This is a genomic window from Amycolatopsis sp. NPDC028719 (genome assembly GCF_055565395.1).
Genome location: NZ_JBVHUL010000005.1, coordinates 191,954 through 211,400, shown reverse-complemented (window position 1 = coordinate 211,400; position 19,447 = coordinate 191,954). Strand labels below are relative to the sequence as shown.

Below are 19,447 nucleotides of genomic sequence, written 5' to 3'. Positions count from 1 at the left end.
CTGCTCCCACCTGCTACTCGTCCCCGGTCAGCAGCGCGGCCATGCTGTGAGGCGCGTCATCGCCGAACATGACCGCGTAGATGTCCTCCTCGTCCGATTCCGCGGCCGCGCGCTCGAACATCGTCTTTTCGTACTCCGCGAGCGCCGCCTCGACGTCGTCCGGGTGCGCGGCGAGGGACCGGCCGAGGTCGGCGCCGTCCAGCATGGCCAGGTTGGCTCCTTCGCCGTTCGGGGGCATGAGGTGCGCCGCGTCACCGAGCAACGTCACCCCCGGCACGCGGTCCCAGCGATGCCCCGGCGGCAGCGTGAACAGGCGACGCACGACCGGCGGCACGTCGCTGTCGGTGATCAGCGCGGTCAGCTCGGGAGCCCAGCCGGAGAACTCCTCGATGACCCGCGCGGGATCGACGCCGTCGAGCCAGTCCGGCGGCTTCCGCAGTTGCGTGTACGCGTGCAGGGTCCCGCCGCTTTCCCGGTGCGCCAGGATGCCCTTGCCCGGCGCGAGCGCGAACAGCGATCCGGCGCCGACCGCTTCCGCGGCGGCGGGATGGCGGGTGTCGCCGTCGAACAGGAACGTCTCGACGACCGTGAACCCGACGTACGAAGGACTCGCGTCGGAAAGCACCGGACGCACCCGCGACCACGCGCCGTCCGCGCCGACGAGCAGGCTCGTCACGACCGTCGTCCCGTCGGCCAGGCTCACCTCGTGCTGTCCTGAGCCGAGCGCCCGCACGCCGGTGGCCTTGTGCCCCCACCGGACGACGCCGTCCGGCAGGGAGTCCAGCAGCAGCTGCCGCAGCTCGCCGCGCTGGACCTCGGGGCGCTCGCCCGTGCCGTCGTCGGGCCGGTCGGCCAGCACGGTCCCGTGCCGGTCGAGGACCCGGTACGACTCGCGGCCCGGCAGGACCAGCGCGCGGAACCCTTCGGTCAGCCCGGCCGCCTCGAGCGCCGGCCGGCCGTTCCACGGGTGGATGTCGAGCATCCCGCCCTGCCGGCGCGCGGCCGGCGAAGGTTCCGCCTCGTAAACCCTGACCGGAATGCCGTGCCGGTGCAGGACGCGGGCCAGCACCAGGCCGCCGAGGCCGGCGCCGATGATCGTGACCGTCATGGTTCTCCTCGAAATTGGATCGTCGATCCACCAACGCTAGCACGAGTTTGGATCGGCGATCCAACCATGCGATGATGTGGTCATGACGAAGAGGCGCGCCGACGGGCTGTCCCCGGAGCTGATCGTCGAGGCCGCGAAAGAGCTCCTCGACGCCGGCGGTGAGACCGCGCTGACCTTCCGGGCGCTCACCACCCACCTGAGCACCGGCTACGGCGCGATCTACCACCACGTCGCGAACAAGAGCGACCTGCTCGCGGCGGCCACCGACGACGTCATCTCGAGCGTCCTGACCGGCGACGTCGTCGACGCGGAGCCGCGGGAAGCGCTGCGCATGGTCGCGCTGGGCCTGTTCGACGCGATCGACGCGCACCCCTGGGTCGGCGCGCAGCTCTCCCGGGAGCCGTGGCGCCCCGCTCTGCTGGCGATCTACGAACGCATCGGCGGGCTGCTCGACGCGCTCGGCGTGCCCGGGCAAGCACTCTTCGACGCTGCGGGCGCGCTCGTCAACTACGTCCTCGGCGTCGCCGGGCAGAACGCCGCGAACGCCCGGCTCCTGAAGTCCGGCGAGGCGGACCGACCGGTGTTCCTGAGCAAGGTCGCCCAGCAGTGGGCGGAGCTCGATCCGGAGCGGTATCCGTTCGTGCACAAGGCGTCGGCGCAGCTGCGCGAGCACGACGACCGCGACCAGTTCCTCGCCGGCGTCGACATCTTCCTGGCCGGGATCGCCACCCTGCGCTGAGCCTCGGTGCGGCGGCCCGGGAGCCGCCACACCGAGGATCGGTCACCAGCCGACGGCCACCAGCAGCCACTGCGGGTCTCCGTGGGAGACGAACGAGGACTGGCCGGCCACGTCGTCGTACGGGAAGCCGTACGCCAGGTGGTTGATGCCGTGGTCGTGCCAGTACTTCGCGTAGTAGTTCGCCGGAGCGGCCTGGTAGTAGTTCGCCGGGTCCTGCTGCTGCGACGCCGGCAGCTGCGCCGTGTGCCGGTTCAGCGCCGCGCACATGGTGGGGTTCCCCGCCAGCGAGCCGGCGCAGCCGGTGATGTTCGACGTCGGCTCGTTGACGCCCACCGACTGCGCGTAGGCGGTGAAGTAGTTCGCGTACCGGCCGCCCGCGCGGAAGTCCGGGGCGCTGCCCGGCGCCGGGATCCGGTACGGCGCGTTCACCGTGGCCAGGCCCTTGAACTCCGTCGGCACCTCGGCCTGGAACCTGGCGAAGGTGGCCGCCCGGTCCTCCTGGAAGGTCCCGTAGTCGTCGCCCACCTGGACGTCGTAGCCGTCGTGCGCGTGCAACCGCATGGCCAGCTTCAGCGCGAACGCGTCCACCCGGGTGGTGTTGCCGTTGAACACGTCCGGGCCGACGGTGAACTCGATGAAGTCGGCGTACTGGCCGTTCGGGGTGCCGAGGTAGAAGTACATCCGGCCGGCGGAGTTGGCCGGCATGTCGATGTAGGGCTGCTCGGCGATCGAGTGGGTCTGGCCGCCGAAGTTCCAGTACACCTGGCTGTCGGGGTACTTGCCGTTGGTCCGGTTGAGCACCTTCACGGTGAGCACGTTGCGCGCGGCCGGGATGCTCGCGGTGTCACCCCAGAACGAGTCCGGCGGGGTGCCCGCGCCGGGTTGCGTGGTCCCGCCGCCGCTGCCGAACACCTGGAACTCCCACAGCGAGACGCCGTACGGGGTGGCCCGCGCGGTCGTGGCGAGGCGCACGTACCGCCCGGCTCCGGTCACGGTCAGCGTCTGCGTGCCGCCGGTCCCGGTCGTCGTCTGGTACACAGTGGACCAGGTGGAACCGTTGTCGGACAGCTGGATCTGGTAGGCGGTGGCGTAGGCGGCCTCCCAGTTCAGCACCACCCGGCTGACGGTCGCCGCACCGCCGAGGTCGACCTGGATCCACTGTGGATCGCCGAACTGCGACGACCAGCGGGTGCCGGTGCTGCCGTCCACGGCCGCGGAAGCGGGTGTCCCGGCGTTCTCCACCGAGGACGCCGTGGCGGCCTTTCCTTGCGAGATCAGGCTGTCCGCCGCGTTCGCCGACGGTGCGGCGAAGCCGAGCACGGCGACCGCCAGCGCCGCCGCGAGCGTCGCCAAGCGGGTTCCGGGGCCGCGGCGGAGGCGCCGCGGCAAGGTGGTCGAGGGCATGGGTTCCTCCCTGGCCGGGAAAGGGACGGACCCGCCGCCGGTCAGGGGACGGCGTCGTCCGGCTCGCCCCCTGAGCGCCGGGCGGATGCCCTCGAGGGCCGGCGGGGGACGACGGTGAAAAGGTTCATACCACCGCCCCCGACCTGTCAACCCTTGACAGTTTCGGGCCGCGGGGCGATCCTCGGAACCGGTTCCACCTCGAAATCCTCTGCGTGGCGCCGCCACCCGCCCGGAGGCCGGCTCACCGGGAGTCAGCCATGTCCAGCGGTGCCCTTCGAACGACCGTCGCGACCATTCTCGGCAACGACGGCGTCGCCCGGCACCCCTGCGCCCATTCAGTCCACTGTGGACTCAAGCCACGAGGTCGGCCAGCACCGCCGCGGCCGCTCGCTGCCCGGACACCAGCGCGCCCTGCACCGAGGGCGTGTCCCGGTGGTCGCCGCAGACGTACCGCCCGGGAGCGACCCGCACCGGACGCCGCAGCGGAGCGCCGGGGCCGAACACCGGCAGCGCCTTCGGGATCGCGTACGTCCGCAGCAGCTCCCACTCCCGCGTGTCGGTGTCGTAGATCCGCGCCAGCCGCCGGCGCACCCGCGGCTCCAGGCCGGGCTCGGCCCGGTCGGGCACCGAAGCGGCGATCAGCGCCGACCCGGGCGGGGCGTACCCCGGCGCCACCTCGCTGAGCACCGCCGTGTTCACCAGCAGCTCGTCGAGGCCGTCGACCAGCAGCGTCGGCGACCGCAGTGGCGCTGCCCCGGCGCGGTAGTAGAAGGTCGTCACCGCGTGCCAGCCCGGCGCCTCGACCCCGGGCAGCAGCCGCGCGGCCGTGTCCCCGTCGGTCGCCACGACCACGGCCCGCGCGGGGACGTCTTCGCCGTCGCGCGTGCGCACGCCGTCCTCGGTGATCGCCTCGACCTCGACGCCCGTGCGGACCGGCACCCCGGCCGCCAGCTGACGCGGCAGGGCCTGCATCCCCTCGGCCGGCAGCACGCCCCCGCCGCGCAGGAAGCTGCGCCAGATCAGGTGGAACAGCCGGCTCGACGTCGCGAGATCCCGGTCGAGGAACACCCCGGCGAGGAACGGCCGCAGCACCTCCTCGACCGTCGACCGCGTCAGCCCCCAGCGTCGCAGCTCCTCGGCGGTGCTGCGCCCGTTGTCGGCGCGGTCGGCCTTCAGCACGTCACGCGCCGCGAGCGCCGCCATCCGCGCGCCGTCGGCGGGCCGGCCCGCGACGAACTCCGCGGCGCCGCGCACCGCGGGCAGGCCGTGCCACGGGCCGGCGAGCCAGCGGCGCCCGGAAGCGGTCATCGCGATCGTGCCGCGCGTGAACGGGCGCGGCCGCAATGCGCCGACGTCGGCCAGCCGCCGCAGCGCCGGGTAGGCGGGCAGCAGCACCTGGAACCCGCGGTCGAGGCGGAAGCCGCCGACGACGTCGGTGCGCACCCGGCCGCCGACCTCGTCGCCCGCCTCCAGCACCGTGACCTCCGCCCCGGCGCCGCACAGCCGCCGCGCCGCGCTCAGCCCCGCCAGCCCGCCACCCACGACGACGACGTCCATGCCGCACTCCCTCCGTCCTCCGCAGAATGCCCGGATCGCCCACCGCCAACCACCGGGGCGCCGGATCTGGCACGATCGGGCCGTGGCCAGGACGCGGCGGGGGCGAGCGCTCGCGATGGCGGCCGCCCTGCTGCTGGTGCTGGCTTCCTGCAGTGCCGGCTTCGGCGACCTCAAGCTGCGGATCGCCGCGGGCAACCCCGGCGGGGTCTACGACAAGCTCGCCCAGACCCTGGCCACGGCGTGGGCCTCGGGCCTGGACATCGAGCGGCCCGCCGTGCTGCAGACCCAGGGTTCGCCCGACAACCTCGACAAGGTGCTCGCCGGGAAGGCCGACGTCGCGTTCGTCGCCGCGGACGTCGCCGCCGACCGGTACAAGCAGGACCCGCGGCTGGCCACCCTCGCCCGGATCCACGACGACTACCTGCACATCGTCGTGCGCACCGACTCCGACATCCGGACCGTCGAGCAGCTGCGGGGCCGGAAGATCGCGATCGGCTCGCCGTCTTCGGGTGTCGAGTACATCGCCACCCGGCTGCTGGAGGTCACCGGGCTCACCGGGTCGGTCACCACCAGCGCCCGCGGCCTCGACGACTCGATCAAGGCACTGCTCGGCGGCGACATCGACGCGTTCTTCTGGTCCGGCGGCCTGCCGACGCCGAGCCTGGTGAAGTACAACGAAAAGCAGTCCCTGCGCCTGCTCGACATCGCCGACGTGATGCCGAAGATGCAAGAGGTCAACCAGGTCTACGGCACCGCGTCCATCCCGGCCACCACCTACAACCAGCCGGGCCCGGTGACGACGCTGCTGGTGCCGAACTTCCTCGTCGTCCCGAACTCGATGAGTGACGACGTCGCCGAGGCGCTGGTCAGCGGCCTGTTCGACGCCCGCCAGCAGCTCGCGATGGCCAATCCGGCAGCGCTGTCGATCGACGTTCACCCGGGCATCGAGACCCAGCCGATCCCCCTGCACCCCGGCGCGATGCGCTACTACCGGGCGAAGAAGACCTAAGCCGCCGGGAACGTCATCGCGATCCGCAGGCCGCCGCCTTCGGGCAGGTCCAGCGTCAGCTCGCCGTCGGAGTGCGCGGTCAGCTCGCTGACGATCGCCAGGCCCAGCCCCGACCCCGGCACGTTCTGGTGCGCCGGGCTGCGCCAGAACCGGTCCAGCGCGCGGTCGAGCTCCTCCGGCGGCAGTCCCGGCCCGTGGTCGCGCACCGACAACCGGACCCGGTCGCCGTCGCGCTCGACGGCGATCCGGATCTCGGTGCCGGACGCGGTGAACTTGAGCGCGTTGTCGAGCAGCGCGTCCAGGATCGTCTCGGCGCCGCGCGGCGGCATGCGGACCCGGGCGCCGTCGCCGGCGGCGTCGACGACCAGCCGCACGTCCCGGGCTTCGCCGACCACCGACCAGTCGGCGACCCGCTCGGCGACGACCTCGTCCAGCACCACCGGGTCCAGCTCGCCGCCGGACGCCTCGGCGCGGGCCATCGAGAGCAGGCCGTCCAGGATCTGGTGCAGCCGCCCGGCGTCGACGCGCGCGGCCTCGAGGTCGGCGGCGGCCGGCTCGTCGTCGACGTGGCCGTCGAGGTTCCCGAGCCGGATCTTCAACGCGGTCAGCGGGTTGCGCAGCTGGTGCGAGGCGTCCGCGACGAACGCGCGCTGCGCGGCCAGCGCGCCCGACACGCTCTCGGCCATCCGGTCGAAGGAGCGGCCGAGCTGCCGCAGCTCCGGCGGGCCGCCGCCCTCCCCCACCGGCTCGGCCTCCCGCCCGCTGACCACCGAGGCCACCAGCGCGCCGGTCGCGTCGTCGAGCCGCTTCACCGGCTTCAGGATCCACCGGACCACCGGGATCGCCACGGCCAGCGCGAGCACGAAGGCGAGGATCCCGCCCGCGGCGAGCAGCAGCCACCACCACAGCACGGCGGCGCGCTCGGAGTCGGTGGCCGACACGGTGAGCACCGCCCCGCGCACCTCGCCGTCGGCGAGCACCGGTTCGGCCAGCACCAGCGGCGTCGAGTCCCACGGCATCAGCACGCCGGCCGGCTGCGAACGGCGGCCGGCCAGCGCTTCGTGGACGGGGTCGCTGATCCGCTCGTCCTGGAGGTCGATCCGCGCCGCGGCCGGGCCGAGCGAGGTGACGACCGGTTTGCCGTCCTGGTCGACGACCACCACCCGGACGCCGTACACCTCGGTGTAGCGGCGCACGTCGGGCTCGATCAGGTACGGCTTGTTGTCCAGCAGCGGGCGCTGTGCCAGCGACGCGAACCGGGCGGTGTCGGTCAGCCGGTCGAGGAAGAGGTCCTGCTGCGCGCCGGCGGCGATCGAGATGGCCAGCGGGATGCCCAGGCCGAACACCAGCAGCGCGACCAGGGTCAGCACGATGCCCTGCAGCCGGACGCGCACGCCGTCAGCTCCGGGCGGTCTGGCCGCCGAGCCGGTAGCCGACCCCGCGCACCGTCTCGATCAGCGCCGGGCGGCCCAGCTTCGTCCGCAGGGTCGCGACGTGGACGTCGAGCGACCGGCTCTCCGCCGGACCCCGGTGCCCCCACACCTCGGTGAGTACCTGCTCGCGCGAGCACACCGCGCCGCGCGCGCCCGCGACGAGGGCGAGCACCTGGAACTCCTTGCGGGACAACGCGATCGCGTTCCCGTCGACCAGCACCTCGTGCCGGGCCAGGTCGACGCTGACGTCCCCGACCTCGATGACGACGGGCTCGCTGACCGCGTGTTCCGGGCGCCGCCGGCGCACCGCCTCGACGCGGGCGAGCAGCTCCTCGACGTCGTAGGGCTTGACCAGGTAGTCGTCGGCGCCCGCGCGCAGGCCCCGGATCCGGTCGTCGACCTCGCCGCGGGCCGACACCACGATGATCGCGACGTCGCTGACCGCGCGGATCTGGGTGCACAGCGTCACGCCGTCGATGTCCGGCAGGCCGAGGTCGAGGAGGATGACGTCGACCTCGTGGACGCGCTCGAGGACGCCGGCGCCGGTGGCGAGCCGGGCGATCGCCAGGCCGCGGCGGGCCAGCGCCGGGATGAGCGCACCCGCGACCCGGTCGTCGTCCTCCACCAGCAGCACCCGCACCCGTCCGCCTCCCATGGTGACCTGCTCCACCGGCCGGTAGCGCCGAACTCTAGTGACCACGCGGCCCTGCGCGCACGAGCCACCCGAGCAGTCACGCTCGGTGATCAGGGGGCTACAGTACCCCTGATCACCGCAAAATGGACATCGATACGCAGTTGAAACCCTAAGTATTGCTCAACTCGGCTTGCCAGCCGGTGCAGCAACGGTAGGTTCTCGCCATCGCGGGTGACCCACGCCGCATTCGAACGACCCTGGAGGCCAGATGACCGCGGAGGTGGCGGCGCCGATGATCAAGGCGTCCGCCGTGAACAAGTACTTCGGCGACCTGCACGTGCTCAGGGAGATCACGCTCGAGGTACCTCGCGGCCAGGTCCTGGTGGTGCTGGGCCCGTCGGGGTCGGGCAAGTCGACCCTGTGCCGGGCGATCAACCGCCTCGAGCCGATCAACTCGGGCGAGATCGCCGTCGACGGTGTCCCGCTGCCCGCGGAGGGCAAGGCCCTGGCGGCGTTGCGCGCCGACGTCGGCATGGTGTTCCAGTCGTTCAACCTCTTCGCGCACAAGACGATCGTCGAGAACGTCATGCTGGCGCCGATGAAGGTCCGCAAGGCCTCGAAGGACGAAGCGCGCAAGACGGCGATGGAACTGCTGGAGCGCGTCGGCATCGCCAACCAGGCCGACAAGTACCCGGCGCAGCTTTCGGGCGGCCAGCAGCAGCGCGTCGCGATCGCGCGGGCGCTGGCGATGCGGCCCAAGGTCATGCTGTTCGACGAGCCGACCTCGGCGCTGGACCCGGAGATGGTCCAGGAGGTCCTCGACGTCATGACCGGCCTGGCCAAGGACGGCATGACGATGCTGGTCGTCACCCACGAGATGGGCTTCGCCCGCCGGGCAGCCGATCGGGTGATCTTCATGGCCGACGGCGAGATCGTCGAGGACACGACACCCGAAGAGTTCTTCACCGCGCCCAAGAGCGAGCGCGCGAAGGACTTCCTCGGCAAGATCCTGACTCACTGAACACTTTTCCCCGGCCCGCGTGGCCGGGCGAGATTCGGAAGGAACCTGAGAGACGATGCGGTTGAACCGAGTTCTGCAGGTCGGCGCGGTCGTGCTGGCCGCCGGGCTGACCCTGACGGCCTGCGGCGGCGGCTCCGGCAGCGGCAGCGGCGCGAGCGGCGACAAGAACCTGGTCCAGCGGGCCAAGGACAACAAGAAGCTGACCATCGGCATCAAGTTCGACCAGCCGGGCCTCGGCCTGAAGAAGCCGGACGGCACCTACGCCGGCTTCGACGTCGACGTCGCGAAGTACATCGCGAAGCAGCTCGGCGTCGAAGAGTCGGGGATCACCTGGAAGGAAGCGCAGTCGGCGCAGCGCGAGGACCTGATCAAGAAGGGTGAGGTCGACTTCATCGTCGCCACCTACTCGATCACCGACAAGCGCAAGAACGACGTCTCCTTCGGCGGCCCGTACTTCATCGCGCACCAGGACCTGCTCGTGCGGTCGGACAACACCGACATCACCGGTCCCGAGTCGCTGACCGGCAACAAGAAGCTCTGCTCGGTCAAGGGCTCCACCCCGGCGCAGAACGTCAAGACGAAGTACGCCAAGGAGGTGCAGCTGCAGGAGGTGGGCAAGTACACCGACTGCGTGACCGCGCTCCTCAACGGCACCGTCGACGCCATGACCACCGACGACGTCATCCTGGCCGGCTACGCGGCTCAGCAGCCCGGCAAGCTGAAGCTGGTCGGCAAGGGCTTCACCGACGAGAACTACGGCGTCGGCCTGAAGAAGGACGACGCGGACGGCAAGGCCGCCGTCAACAAGGCCATCCAGGCCATGGAGCAGGACGGTTCCTGGCAGAAGTCGCTGGAGAGCAACGTCGGCCCGTCGGGCTACAAGATCCCGGCCGCGCCGGCGATCGCTCCCTGATATCCGGTTCTGAAGTCGAACGGTGCGCCGTGCAAGCGGCGCACCGTTCCCGTTACCGAGGCCAGGTTGGACAACCGTGTTCGATTTCCTCAACAACCCTGACTACGACCTCGTCGGCGCGTTCTGGACGACGATCCAGCTGACGTTCTTCTCCGCGATCGGCGCGCTCGTCTGGGGCACCATCCTCGTCGCGATGCGGGTGAGCCCGGTGCCGATCATGCGCGGCTTCGCGACGGTCTACGTCAACATCTTCCGGAACACCCCACTGACCGTGATCATCATCTTCACGTCGCTGGGTCTCTCGTCGACACTGGGCATCAACCTGGCCGCGTCGGACTCGCCCACCTCGCTGGCCGACAACGCGTTCCGGCTGGCCGTGCTGGGCTTCGTCGTCTACACGGCGACGTTCGTGTGCGAGTCGCTGCGTTCGGGCATCAACACCGTCCCGGTCGGCCAGGCGGAGGCGGCGCGTGCGCTGGGCCTCAACTTCGTGCAGGTGCTCAGCCTGATCATCCTGCCGCAGGCGTTCCGCGCGGTGATCGCGCCGCTGGCGAACGTCCTGATCGCGCTGCTGAAGAACACCACGGTGGCTTCGGTGATCGGCGTCGCCGAGGCCTCGCTACTGATGTCGTCGATGATCGAGAACGAGTCCGACTCGTTGTTCCTGGTGTTCATCCTGTTCGCCGCGGTGTTCGTCGCCCTGGTCCTGCCGCTCGGCCTGCTGCTCGGCTGGGTCGCCAAGAAAGCCGAGGTCAAGCGATGAGCACGCAGTCCGTCCTCTACGACGCGCCCGGCCCGAAGGCGCGCGCACGCAACTGGATCTACAGCGTGCTGTTCGTCCTGGTGCTGCTTCTGGTGGCGTGGTTCGTCTACAACGGCTTCGGAGAGAAGGGCCAGTGGGCGGGCGCCCTCTGGAAGCCCTTCATCGACGGGTCGACCTGGACCCAGTTCCTGCTGCCGGGCCTGGTGAACACGCTCAAGGCGGCGGCGCTGTCGATCGTGATCGCGCTGCCGATCGGCGCCCTGCTGGGCATCGGCCGGCTGTCCGAGCACAAATGGGTCCGGATCCCGGTCGGCGCGGTGGTCGAGTTCTTCCGGGCCATCCCGGTGCTGCTGCTGATGGTGTTCGCGGCGTCCTTCTACGCGTACTACACCGGCATCGAAGCCGACACCCGTCCGCTGTTCGCCGCCGTCACGGGCCTGGTGCTCTACAACGGCTCGGTGATGGCGGAGGTGTTCCGCGCGGGCATCCTGTCCCTGCCGAAGGGGCAGAGCGAAGCCGCGTCGGCTCTCGGCCTGCGCAAGACCCAGACGATGACCAACGTCCTGCTCCCCCAGGCCGTCACGCTGATGCTGCCGGCCTTGGTGAGCCAGCTGGTGGTCATCCTGAAGGACACGGCTCTGGCCGGTCAGCTGACCATCGGCTACGACGAGCTGATCCGGGGTTCCGGGCCGATCACCGGCAACTTCAACAACACGATCCCGACGCTGATCGTCATCGCGATCATCTTCATCGTGCTGAACCTGCTCCTGACGCGGCTCGCGTCGTACCTGGAGCGGAAGCTGGCCCGCCGGAAGAAGGCTCCCCGCGGCGCGAAGCCGCTCGAGGAGGCACCGTCGTCGATCGTGGACGAGACCGACTTCAACACCGGGCGTGCGCTCTGACCTTCGGTACCCGGAGCGGGTGAGTGCGCAGCAGCGCGCTCACCCGCTTCTTTTTGCCCGATCGAGGCTCGCCGGGGTTGTCGTACCCGGGGGTCTCCCCTAGCGTCGGGGCCATGGGCGTCGCACTGGTGACCGGAAGTTCCCGAGGACTGGGCCGGACGATCGCCCGGCGGCTGGCCCGCGACGGGTTCGCGGTGGCGGTGAACGCGCTGCACGACGACCCCGACCTCGAGACCGCCGCGGAGGGCGTCCTCGCCGAGGGCGGCAAGGCCGCCGCCTTCGCCGCCGACGTCACCGACCGGCACCAGGTCGGCGAACTGGTCGACGCGGTGACGGCGTTGCTGGGCTCGATCACCGTGCTGGTGCTCAACGCGACGGGCCCGCAGCCGGACGTCCTGCTGTCCGATGTGGACTGGTCGGATCACCTGGGGCACCTGGACTTCTTCGTGCGTTCGCCGGTGCTGCTGGGGCACGCGGTGCTCCCGGGCATGCGCGCCCGCGGCTACGGCCGGATCATCCACATCGATTCGGAGGTCGCCGAGCGCCCGCCACCCGGCCGTTCGGCGTACGCGACGGCCAAGGCGGCCCAGGTCGGCCTGGCCCGGTCATGGGCCCGCGAACTGGCCCCGGACGGCATCACGGTCAACTCGGTGGCCCCGGGTTTCGTGCCGGTGGAGCGCCACGCGGACGTCCCGCAAGCCGAGCGCGAGGCCTATCTGGCGGGCGTGCCGGCGGGCCGGCTGGGGACCCCGGAGGACGTCGCCGCGGCGGTGAGCTTCTTCGCCTCGAAGGACACGGGCTTCATCACCGGCCAGCGCCTCCTGGTCGACGGCGGCCGCGCGCTCGGCTGATCATCCGGCGGCCGGCCGCCGGGCGACCTGCAGCACCACCAGCACCCCGAGCACGAGCACCAGGGCCAGCGTGAGCGCCGTCCACATCGCGACGTGCAGCTGCAGCAGGCCACCCGCGAAGGCGCCCACCAGCATCGCGGCCACGGCGACCACCTTCCGCAGCGGGTGCGACCCCGGCCCGCCGGCCGCCTTCGAGTCCGCCGCGAAGCCCGTCAGCGTCATCGTCAGGACCGTCGTCGTCAGGTCGGGCGCGCCGATCCGGCGGACCGCCGCGTTCTGCAGGCCCATCGCCACGCCCAGCGCGACGATCAGCAGCTCGCTCCCGAGCCGCGTGCCGCTGCCGAGGGTCGCGGACAGCACGACCGCCACCGCGATCAGCGCCGCCTGGACCGCGGTCGCCTGGCGAAGGGTGTCGTAGTCGTCTTCGCGCCGGGCCAGCCGCCCGCCGGCGAGCGCGCCCGCCAGGAACGCCAGCACCGCGGTCAGCGACGCGAGCACCGACAGCGTCGACTCCCCCGCCGCCGCGAACCCGAGGAAGACGACGTTCCCGGTCATGTTGGCCACGAACACCCGGCCCAGCCCGAGGAAGCTGACCGCGTCGACGACGCCGGTCACGACGGTCAGCGCCAGCAGCAGGGCGGCCAGGTCCCGCCGTTTCGGTTCAGCCATGTACGCAGTCAACCACCGCGCGGGTCAGCTCGCGGTGCCCGAGCGCGTCGGTGCTGTCCACGAACTGGTCGATCGCCCCGATCGGGTACATCACGGAGGTCCCGGCCAGCAGCGGCGTGACGAACCGTCCCGCGTCGATGACCTGGAACGGCCGGTCGAAGAACGGCCTGGCCCGCGGGTCCACCCGGTCGGTCAGGCCGAGCGCGTTGTGCAACCCGGCGACGTACTCCCAGGCCGCGACGAGGTGCCGTTCGCGCTCCGGCCACGTCGTCGCCGCGAGGGCGCCGGTGAGGTGCGGCGACAGCGTGGCGGCCGCGGGCAGCCGCGCGAAGGCGCTGCCGAGCCACTTGCCGTACGGCGGGTACCGGCGGGCCATCAGCAGGCACAGCCGCATGAGGTCCCGCACGAGCCGCGCCGCGACGACGGCCGACCCCAGTTCGTCGCCGACCTCCCCGCAGCGTCCGACGAAGGCCTCTTCCTGGCCGATCCGCTGCCACTGGCAGGCGAGGACGTAGCGCCAGACGTCGTCCGGGTACCAGGCGACGCGCTGCCTGAGCCGCTCGAACCCGAGGTCGTCGTGGAAGACGGCGCCTCCGGTGAACTCGGCGAAGACCTGGGCCGGGGTGGCGAGCCAGTCGCGCGGCGCCGGGTGCCGCGGGTCGAAGCCGAGGAAGCCGCGCGTCCAGCCGTCGAGCGTCCCGACGACCAGCTTCACCGGATGCCCGAGGAAAGTGGCCGGCATCGGAAGTTGGCGCGGTTCCGGGAGGAAGAGGAAGACGCGGGCGGTCCAGTCGTGGTCGGTGGAACGGCCGGTGTCGAAGCCGAGGACTTCCGAACCGGGCCCGACCAGCGCGGCGCTGTGCGGCCCGCCGACGACGGGCGCGACGGCTTCGGTGTAGAAGCGGCGGCTCAGTTCGATTCCGGGAATGAACGTCATGAACGCCATTGTGACTCGCGAAAGGTGCGAAGCGCGCTTCATTATCTGAAGGTGCTTCGCAGCGCTTCGCGCGCGGAATCCGTTGTCGCACAGGCAGAACAGCAACATCCGTTCCGGTGAACCCCTGCGCGGCACGGGCCGTTTTGTCGGTGGTTGCCTTTAGCGTGCGGGCATGACCGAAAAGAGCACGGTGCGCACCCGGGAGATGGGCGTCGAACTGAAGTCCCAGCGCGAGGCCAAGCAGATGTCGCTGCGCGAGGTGGCCCGGCGCGCCCACTGGTCGGCGTCGAAGGTGTCCGGCTGGGAGAACGGCCGCCGGATCTCGCCGATTGACGCGGCGATCTACCTCGCGCACTGCGGAACCGAGGCCGCCGAACGCGAGCGGCTGCTGCACCTGACCGGGCCACCGAGCGAGCTGTACTGGGTGCGGCCGTACTTCGACCGGCTCGTCGACCCGATGAAGTCCCTCATCATCCAGGAAAACCTCGCGACGGCGGTGATCTCGAACAGCCCGATGGCCCTGCCCGGCATGCTCCAGACCGAAGACTACGTGCGGACCGTCTACGAGCTGTCCGGGCGGTACACCACGGACCGGCTGAAGCTGCTCGTCCAGGCGAGGATCGATCGGCAACGGCTGCTGCAGCGCCGGAACCCACCGCAGTGCCTCTACTTCGTCTACGAGCACACCCTGAGATCGATCCTGCGCGACCCGGCCCTGATGCACGAACAGCTGCAGTACCTGGTGCTGGCCACCAACCTCCCACACTGCACCATCCGGGTCGTCCCCGCGTCCGCGCCGCCGTACCACCTGGTCGGCAGCCGGTTCACGATCCTCGAGTTCGCCGAACATCCACCGGTGGCCTACGAAGAGACCTTCACCGCCGGGTTGTTCATCGACGAACGCGTGGCGGTCGAAGCCTTCTACGTCCTGCGCACCCGGCTGGAGCAGGCTGCCCTGTCCGAACGAGAATCCCGGGAGTTCCTGGTCCGGCTGGCCGAGGAGTTCGATCTCATGGCGAATTGAGTGCACCGACCCGGTCGCCGTGGTGCCAGACGGCGCGGATCCTGCCGGGCAGGTCCATCACGTCCAGGTGCGTGCCGTCGAGCAGGACGAGGTCCGCGCGCAGGCCCGGCTCGAGGCGGCCACGGTCGTCGTCGAGCCGGAGCAGGCGGGCCGCTTCCGAGGTGGCTGCCTTGAGGGCCGCCGCGTCGCCGAGGACCTCGGCCAGCAGGCGCAGCTCGGTCGTCAAGTCGATATGGGGACGCGGGGCGAGGTCGGATCCGGCGGCGATCCGGACGCCAGCCTCCACCGCGAGGCGCAGCGAACGCCGGTGCGTGCCGGCGAACTCGGTGTCGCTCATCGGCGACAGGGTCGGTACGTACCAGGCGTTCGCCAGGGCCGCGACGGCGTCGTCGTCGAGGAAGGTGCCGTGCTCGATGCTGCGCACCCCGGCGCGGGCCGCCGACATCACCGCCGAAGCGGTGTGCGCGTGGGCCAGGACATCGCGGCCGCAGCGGCCGGCCTCGTCGACCACGGCGGCGAGCTCGTCGTCGGTCGGGCGGACGTCCACGCCGGCGCGAACCGCGCGCATCGACCCGCTCGCGCCGACCTTGATCCAGTCGGCGCCCGCGCGCACCATCCGGCGGACGGCGGCACGGCCGGCGTCCGGCCCGTCGAACAGCGGGTCCGGCAGCGACGGGTCGCCGTAGTTGTCGACGGCGCCCGTGGCCGGGTCCCAGACGTCGCCGAGCCCGCCGGTCGGCCCCAGCTGACGCAGGCTGACCAGCAGATCCGGTCCCGTGATCCAGCCTTCCCGCAGGGCGTGCTTGAAGCCGGCGTCGGCGCCCCAGGCGTCACGCACGGTGGTGATTCCGCGCGTCAGCAACCGGCGCAGCACCGGCACGGCTTCGAGGATGCGCGCGCTTCGCGGCAAGGACTCGGGCCGCCGGAACGCGACGTGCACGTGGCAGTCGATGAGCCCCGGGATCAGCAGCCCGCCGGAACAGTCGACGCGCTTGTCACCGTCGAGGCCCGGCCCGACCTCGGCGATCCGCGAGCCGTCCAGCCGGACGTCGGCGCGGGTCGTCTCGCCGGTCTCCGGGTCGAACACGCGCGCCCCGGCGAGCAGCGTCACGCGAGTTCCTTGCGGTAGCTGAGGAAATCGCACGGCGTGGCCAGCGACGGCACGAGGTGCGGGTAGTCCTCGGCGAGGTCGGCGCGGCGCGTCACGCGGTAGCCGAGCCGGTCGTACCACTCGGCGAGGAACTGCTTCGCCGGATGCGTCCACTCGCGCGGCACGAGCAGTTCCAGCTGCATTTCGCGGCAGCCCGCGTCCCGGCTCGCCCGCTCGGCGAAGGCGACCAGTTCGCGTCCGATGCCGAGCCCGCGCCGCGCGGGGTCGGCCGCGAGCATGCCGAACTCGCCGGTCGCAGCGTCGAGCCGCCGAAGCCGGACCGAGCCGGCGAGGTCACCGTCCACGAGAGCGACGGCGATTTCTCCCGCCCGGACAAACCCCGTGACCTCGTCGACCGACGTCCGATCGATGCTCCCCCGCCACAGCCCCTTGTCGGACTCGGCGTAGACCTGGTTGACCAGCGCGGTGATCCGCGCGATCACCGCGGCACCGGCGGACGGCGGCAGCAGCTCGATCTCCATGCCCCCACTCTGGCACGGGCGAAAAAGACGCTCGCGAACCGGCTTGGGCGCGGTTCGCGAGCGTCGGGGAAAAGTCCTACTTGTCCCGGCGGAAGAGCTTGTTGCCCAGCCACACGATCGGGTCGTACTTGCGGTCGGCGACGCGCTCCTTCATCGGGATGAGCGCGTTGTCGGTGATGTGGATGCCTTCCGGGCAGACCTCGCTACAGCACTTGGTGATGTTGCAGTAGCCGAGGCCGTGCTCCTCCTGCGCCGCGTCACGGCGGTCCGCGACGTCGAGCGGGTGCATCTCCAGCTCGGCGATGCGCATCAGGTACCGCGGCCCGGCGAAGGACTCCTTGTTCTCCTCGTGGTCGCGCACGACGTGGCAGGTGTTCTGGCACAGGAAGCACTCGATGCACTTCCGGAACTCCTGCGACCGCTCGACGTCCACCTGCTGCATCCGGTACTCACCGGGCTTCAGGTCCGCGGGCGGGGTGAACGACGGGATCTCCCGCGCCTTCGTGTAGTTGAACGACACGTCGGTGACGAGGTCGCGGATCACCGGGAACGTCCGCATCGGCGTCACCGTGATCACCTCTTCCTCGGTGAACGTCGACATCCGCGTCATGCACAGCAGCCGCGGCTTGCCGTTGATCTCCGCCGAGCACGAACCGCACTTGCCCGCCTTGCAGTTCCAGCGCACGGCGAGGTCCGACGCCTGGGTGGCCTGCAGCCGGTGGATGATGTCGAGGACGACCTCGCCCTCGTTGACCTCCACCGTGAAGTCCTGCAGCCCGCCGCCGGTGTCGTCGCCGCGCCAGACGCGGAAGCTCGCCTTGTAGCTCATGCGCACACCTCGCTGGCGCTCGGTGCCGCCTGAGCCGGAAGCGCTGTGGTGAATGATTCATTCGCAAGCTCGCTCATGCCTTGCTCCCGGGGTGCGCTTCGAGCTCGTCGTCGGTGTAGTACTTCCCGAGCTCGCCGAACTCGAACAGCTCCAGCAGGTCCTGCCGCAGCGGGACCTGCTCCTTCACCACGACGTCGATGTCCGGGACAACGGGGTTGTCACCCGGCGACGACGAGCACACCAGCAGCTTGTGCCGCCACTCGGCGTCCATGCCCGGGAAGTCGTCCCGCGTGTGCCCGCCGCGGCTCTCGGTCCGCGTCAACGCGGCCTTCGCGACGCACTCGCTGACCATCAGCATGTTGCGCAGGTCGATCGCGAGGTGCCAGCCGGGGTTGAACTGCCGGTGCCCTTCGACCGTGACGCGCAGGATCCGCTGCCGCAGCTCGCCCAGCTTCTCCAGCGCCTGCTCGATCTCCCCGGCCTTGCGGATGATGCCGACCAGGTCGTTCATCGACTGCTGCAGCTCGGTGTGCAGGGTGTACGGGTTCTCGGCTGTCGCGCCCTCGGGCGGGTCGAACGGCGCGAGCGCCATCTTCGCCGCCGCGTCCACATCGGACTGCGCGACCGCGGGCCGGCCGTCGAGGCCGAGCACGTACTCGGCGGCGCCGAGTCCCGCGCGGCGGCCGAACACCAGCAGGTCCGACAGCGAGTTGCCGCCGAGCCGGTTGGACCCGTGCATGCCACCCGAGCATTCGCCGGCCGCGAACAGGCCGGGCACGCTCGCCGCGGCCGTGTCCGGGTCGACCTCGATGCCGCCCATGACGTAGTGGCAGGTCGGGCCGACCTCCATCGGCTCCGCCGTGATGTCGACGTCCGCCAGCTCCTTGAACTGGTGGTACATCGACGGCAGCCGCTTCTTGATCTCCTCGGTCGGCAGCCGGCTGGCGATGTCGAGGAAGACGCCGCCGTGCGGGGAGCCGCGCCCCTCCTTGACCTCGGAGTTGATCGCGCGGGCGACCTCGTCGCGGGGCAGCAGGTCCGGCGTGCGCCGGTTGTTGTCCGCGTCGGCGTACCAGCGGTCGGCTTCCTCTTCGCTTTCGGCGTACTGGCCCTTGAAGACCTCGGGCACGTACTCGAACATGAACCGCTTGCCGTCGGAGTTCTTGAGCACGCCGCCGTCGCCGCGCACGCCCTCGGTGACGAGGATGCCCTTGACGCTCGGCGGCCAGACCATCCCGGTCGGGTGGAACTGGACGAACTCCATGTTGATCAGCTTCGCGCCCGCGCGCAGGGCCAGCGCGTGGCCGTCCCCGGTGTACTCCCACGAGTTCGACGTCACCTTGAACGACTTGCCGATGCCGCCGGTGGCGAGCACGACCGCCGGCGCCTCGAACAGGATGAACCGGCCGCTCTCGCGCCAGTAGCCGAACGCGCCGGCGATCTTCCCGTCCGTGGTGAGCAGCTCGGTGACCGTGCACTCGGCGAAGACCTTGATCTTCGCCTCGTAGTCCCCGGTTTCGGCGAAGTCCTCCTGCTGCAGCGAAACGATCTTCTGCTGCATCGTGCGGATCAGCTCGAGCCCGGTCCGGTCACCGACGTGCGCCAGCCGCGGGTAGGTGTGCCCGCCGAAGTTGCGCTGGCTGATCCGGCCGTCGGCGGTGCGGTCGAACAGCGCGCCGTAGGTCTCCAGCTCCCAGACGCGGTCGGGGGCCTCCTTGGCGTGCAGCTCGGCCATCCGCCAGTTGTTGAGGAACTTCCCGCCGCGCATGGTGTCGCGGAAGTGGACCTGCCAGTTGTCGTTCGAGTTCGCGTTGCCCATCGACGCCGCGCACCCGCCCTCGGCCATCACCGTGTGCGCCTTGCCGAACAGGGACTTGCACACGACGGCCACGCGGAAACCGCGCTCGCGGGCTTCGATCACGGCGCGCAGACCGGCGCCGCCGGCCCCGATCACCACCACGTCGTAGCTGTGGCGTTCGACCTCGGTCATAGAAGAATTCCACCTCGGAACTGGGGACGTCT

The 19,447-nt window shown here is 71.0% G+C and carries 19 protein-coding genes; 8 read left to right on the top strand and 11 right to left on the bottom strand.

All coding sequences use genetic code 11. The features are described from left to right. Positions 1-13 precede the first annotated feature (13 nt). On the bottom strand, positions 14-1,108 hold the full coding sequence (locus ACZ4TR_RS24270; RefSeq protein ID WP_465289144.1) for an FAD-dependent oxidoreductase: 1,095 nt from the start codon (positions 1,106-1,108) through the stop codon (positions 14-16). Between the two features lie 82 nt (positions 1,109-1,190). On the opposite strand from ACZ4TR_RS24270, the gene ACZ4TR_RS24265 reads away from it, so the two are divergent. After that, a complete protein-coding gene (locus ACZ4TR_RS24265) occupies positions 1,191-1,847 on the top strand; it encodes a TetR/AcrR family transcriptional regulator (RefSeq protein WP_465289143.1) in 657 nt (218 codons plus the stop codon). Positions 1,848-1,889: 42 nt separating this feature from the next. Here ACZ4TR_RS24265 and ACZ4TR_RS24260 read toward each other — a convergent pair whose 3' ends face one another. Further along, complete coding sequence (locus tag ACZ4TR_RS24260; protein WP_465289142.1) at positions 1,890-3,251, bottom strand: beta-1,3-glucanase family protein; 1,362 nt, start codon at positions 3,249-3,251, stop codon at positions 1,890-1,892. Positions 3,252-3,602: 351 nt separating this feature from the next. Next, the gene (locus ACZ4TR_RS24255; RefSeq protein WP_465289141.1) at positions 3,603-4,808 is read right to left on the bottom strand and encodes an NAD(P)/FAD-dependent oxidoreductase; all 1,206 of its coding nucleotides are present in this window, start codon (positions 4,806-4,808) and stop codon (positions 3,603-3,605) included. A gap of 115 nt (positions 4,809-4,923) precedes the next feature. Here ACZ4TR_RS24255 and ACZ4TR_RS24250 point away from each other — a divergent pair, with 115 nt between their 5' ends. Next, positions 4,924-5,817, top strand: coding sequence for a TAXI family TRAP transporter solute-binding subunit (locus ACZ4TR_RS24250; protein WP_465289741.1), 894 nt, complete (start codon positions 4,924-4,926; stop codon positions 5,815-5,817). On the opposite strand, the gene ACZ4TR_RS24245 is transcribed toward ACZ4TR_RS24250, so the two are convergent. Continuing rightward, positions 5,814-7,211: a sensor histidine kinase gene (locus ACZ4TR_RS24245; protein ID WP_364522636.1), complete on the bottom strand. Its 1,398-nt coding sequence runs from the start codon at positions 7,209-7,211 to the stop codon at positions 5,814-5,816. The genes ACZ4TR_RS24250 and ACZ4TR_RS24245 overlap by 4 nt on opposite strands. A gap of 4 nt (positions 7,212-7,215) precedes the next feature. Next, positions 7,216-7,890, bottom strand: coding sequence for a response regulator transcription factor (locus ACZ4TR_RS24240; RefSeq protein ID WP_465289739.1), 675 nt, complete (start codon positions 7,888-7,890; stop codon positions 7,216-7,218). A 286-nt stretch (positions 7,891-8,176) separates the two neighbouring features. Here ACZ4TR_RS24240 and ACZ4TR_RS24235 point away from each other — a divergent pair, with 286 nt between their 5' ends. From ACZ4TR_RS24235 to ACZ4TR_RS24215, 5 genes are all read left to right on the top strand, one after another. Continuing rightward, positions 8,177-8,905, top strand: coding sequence for an amino acid ABC transporter ATP-binding protein (locus ACZ4TR_RS24235; protein WP_465289737.1), 729 nt, complete (start codon positions 8,177-8,179; stop codon positions 8,903-8,905). Positions 8,906-8,960: 55 nt separating this feature from the next. Beyond that, positions 8,961-9,818: a glutamate ABC transporter substrate-binding protein gene (locus ACZ4TR_RS24230; protein ID WP_465289140.1), complete on the top strand. Its 858-nt coding sequence runs from the start codon at positions 8,961-8,963 to the stop codon at positions 9,816-9,818. A 76-nt stretch (positions 9,819-9,894) separates the two neighbouring features. After that, positions 9,895-10,581 (top strand): amino acid ABC transporter permease, encoded by a 687-nt coding sequence (locus tag ACZ4TR_RS24225; protein ID WP_465289139.1) that lies wholly within the window; start codon positions 9,895-9,897, stop codon positions 10,579-10,581. Continuing rightward, positions 10,578-11,483, top strand: coding sequence for an amino acid ABC transporter permease (locus tag ACZ4TR_RS24220; RefSeq protein ID WP_465289138.1), 906 nt, complete (start codon positions 10,578-10,580; stop codon positions 11,481-11,483). Before ACZ4TR_RS24225 ends, ACZ4TR_RS24220 begins: the two co-directional genes overlap by 4 nt. A gap of 113 nt (positions 11,484-11,596) precedes the next feature. Further along, positions 11,597-12,334 carry an SDR family NAD(P)-dependent oxidoreductase gene (locus ACZ4TR_RS24215; RefSeq protein WP_465289137.1) on the top strand — a complete coding sequence of 246 codons (738 nt, stop codon included), beginning with the start codon at positions 11,597-11,599 and terminating at the stop codon, positions 12,332-12,334. Here the strand turns inward: ACZ4TR_RS24215 and ACZ4TR_RS24210 are convergent, their stop codons facing one another. Together ACZ4TR_RS24210 and ACZ4TR_RS24205 are read right to left on the bottom strand one after the other, a co-directional pair. Next, positions 12,335-13,003, bottom strand: a complete 669-nt coding sequence (locus ACZ4TR_RS24210; protein ID WP_465289136.1) for a YoaK family protein — start codon at positions 13,001-13,003, stop codon at positions 12,335-12,337. Next, complete coding sequence (locus ACZ4TR_RS24205) at positions 12,996-13,940, bottom strand: DUF4037 domain-containing protein (protein WP_465289135.1); 945 nt, start codon at positions 13,938-13,940, stop codon at positions 12,996-12,998. Before ACZ4TR_RS24205 ends, ACZ4TR_RS24210 begins: the two co-directional genes overlap by 8 nt. 172 nt (positions 13,941-14,112) lie before the next feature. Between ACZ4TR_RS24205 and ACZ4TR_RS24200 the strand changes: the two genes are divergently transcribed. Continuing rightward, the gene (locus ACZ4TR_RS24200; protein WP_364522654.1) at positions 14,113-14,964 is read left to right on the top strand and encodes a helix-turn-helix domain-containing protein; all 852 of its coding nucleotides are present in this window, start codon (positions 14,113-14,115) and stop codon (positions 14,962-14,964) included. Here the strand turns inward: ACZ4TR_RS24200 and ACZ4TR_RS24195 are convergent. The 4 genes from ACZ4TR_RS24195 to ACZ4TR_RS24180 form a co-directional block, all read right to left on the bottom strand. After that, entirely contained in the window at positions 14,951-16,075 is a 1,125-nt protein-coding gene (locus ACZ4TR_RS24195; protein WP_465289134.1) for an amidohydrolase family protein, read from the bottom strand. The genes ACZ4TR_RS24200 and ACZ4TR_RS24195 overlap by 14 nt on opposite strands. Further along, positions 16,072-16,596 carry a GNAT family N-acetyltransferase gene (locus tag ACZ4TR_RS24190; RefSeq protein ID WP_465289133.1) on the bottom strand — a complete coding sequence of 175 codons (525 nt, stop codon included), beginning with the start codon at positions 16,594-16,596 and terminating at the stop codon, positions 16,072-16,074. The genes ACZ4TR_RS24195 and ACZ4TR_RS24190 overlap by 4 nt, the downstream gene beginning before the upstream one ends. A 76-nt stretch (positions 16,597-16,672) precedes the next feature. Next, positions 16,673-17,425, bottom strand: coding sequence for a succinate dehydrogenase/fumarate reductase iron-sulfur subunit (locus ACZ4TR_RS24185; RefSeq protein WP_451973914.1), 753 nt, complete (start codon positions 17,423-17,425; stop codon positions 16,673-16,675). A 73-nt stretch (positions 17,426-17,498) separates the two neighbouring features. Further along, positions 17,499-19,415 carry a fumarate reductase/succinate dehydrogenase flavoprotein subunit gene (locus ACZ4TR_RS24180; protein WP_465289132.1) on the bottom strand — a complete coding sequence of 639 codons (1,917 nt, stop codon included), beginning with the start codon at positions 19,413-19,415 and terminating at the stop codon, positions 17,499-17,501. Positions 19,416-19,447: the final 32 nt, after the last annotated feature.

Bases quoted from the DNA above. Each gene is read 5' to 3' on its own strand.
- ACZ4TR_RS24230 (WP_465289140.1), top strand. From the start codon at position 8,961: ATGCGGTTGAACCGAGTTCTGCAGGTCGGCGCGGTCGTGCTGGCCGCC.
- ACZ4TR_RS24255 (WP_465289141.1), bottom strand. From the start codon at position 4,808: ATGGACGTCGTCGTCGTGGGTGGCGGGCTGGCGGGGCTGAGCGCGGCG.
- ACZ4TR_RS24210 (WP_465289136.1), bottom strand. From the start codon at position 13,003: ATGGCTGAACCGAAACGGCGGGACCTGGCCGCCCTGCTGCTGGCGCTG.
- ACZ4TR_RS24200 (WP_364522654.1), top strand. From the start codon at position 14,113: ATGACCGAAAAGAGCACGGTGCGCACCCGGGAGATGGGCGTCGAACTG.
- ACZ4TR_RS24260 (WP_465289142.1), bottom strand. From the start codon at position 3,251: ATGCCCTCGACCACCTTGCCGCGGCGCCTCCGCCGCGGCCCCGGAACC.
- ACZ4TR_RS24180 (WP_465289132.1), bottom strand. From the start codon at position 19,415: ATGACCGAGGTCGAACGCCACAGCTACGACGTGGTGGTGATCGGGGCC.
- ACZ4TR_RS24185 (WP_451973914.1), bottom strand. From the start codon at position 17,425: ATGAGCTACAAGGCGAGCTTCCGCGTCTGGCGCGGCGACGACACCGGC.
- ACZ4TR_RS24265 (WP_465289143.1), top strand. From the start codon at position 1,191: ATGACGAAGAGGCGCGCCGACGGGCTGTCCCCGGAGCTGATCGTCGAG.
- ACZ4TR_RS24250 (WP_465289741.1), top strand. From the start codon at position 4,924: ATGGCGGCCGCCCTGCTGCTGGTGCTGGCTTCCTGCAGTGCCGGCTTC.
- ACZ4TR_RS24205 (WP_465289135.1), bottom strand. From the start codon at position 13,940: ATGACGTTCATTCCCGGAATCGAACTGAGCCGCCGCTTCTACACCGAA.
- ACZ4TR_RS24270 (WP_465289144.1), bottom strand. From the start codon at position 1,108: ATGACGGTCACGATCATCGGCGCCGGCCTCGGCGGCCTGGTGCTGGCC.
- ACZ4TR_RS24190 (WP_465289133.1), bottom strand. From the start codon at position 16,596: ATGGAGATCGAGCTGCTGCCGCCGTCCGCCGGTGCCGCGGTGATCGCG.
- ACZ4TR_RS24215 (WP_465289137.1), top strand. From the start codon at position 11,597: ATGGGCGTCGCACTGGTGACCGGAAGTTCCCGAGGACTGGGCCGGACG.
- ACZ4TR_RS24220 (WP_465289138.1), top strand. From the start codon at position 10,578: ATGAGCACGCAGTCCGTCCTCTACGACGCGCCCGGCCCGAAGGCGCGC.
- ACZ4TR_RS24235 (WP_465289737.1), top strand. From the start codon at position 8,177: ATGATCAAGGCGTCCGCCGTGAACAAGTACTTCGGCGACCTGCACGTG.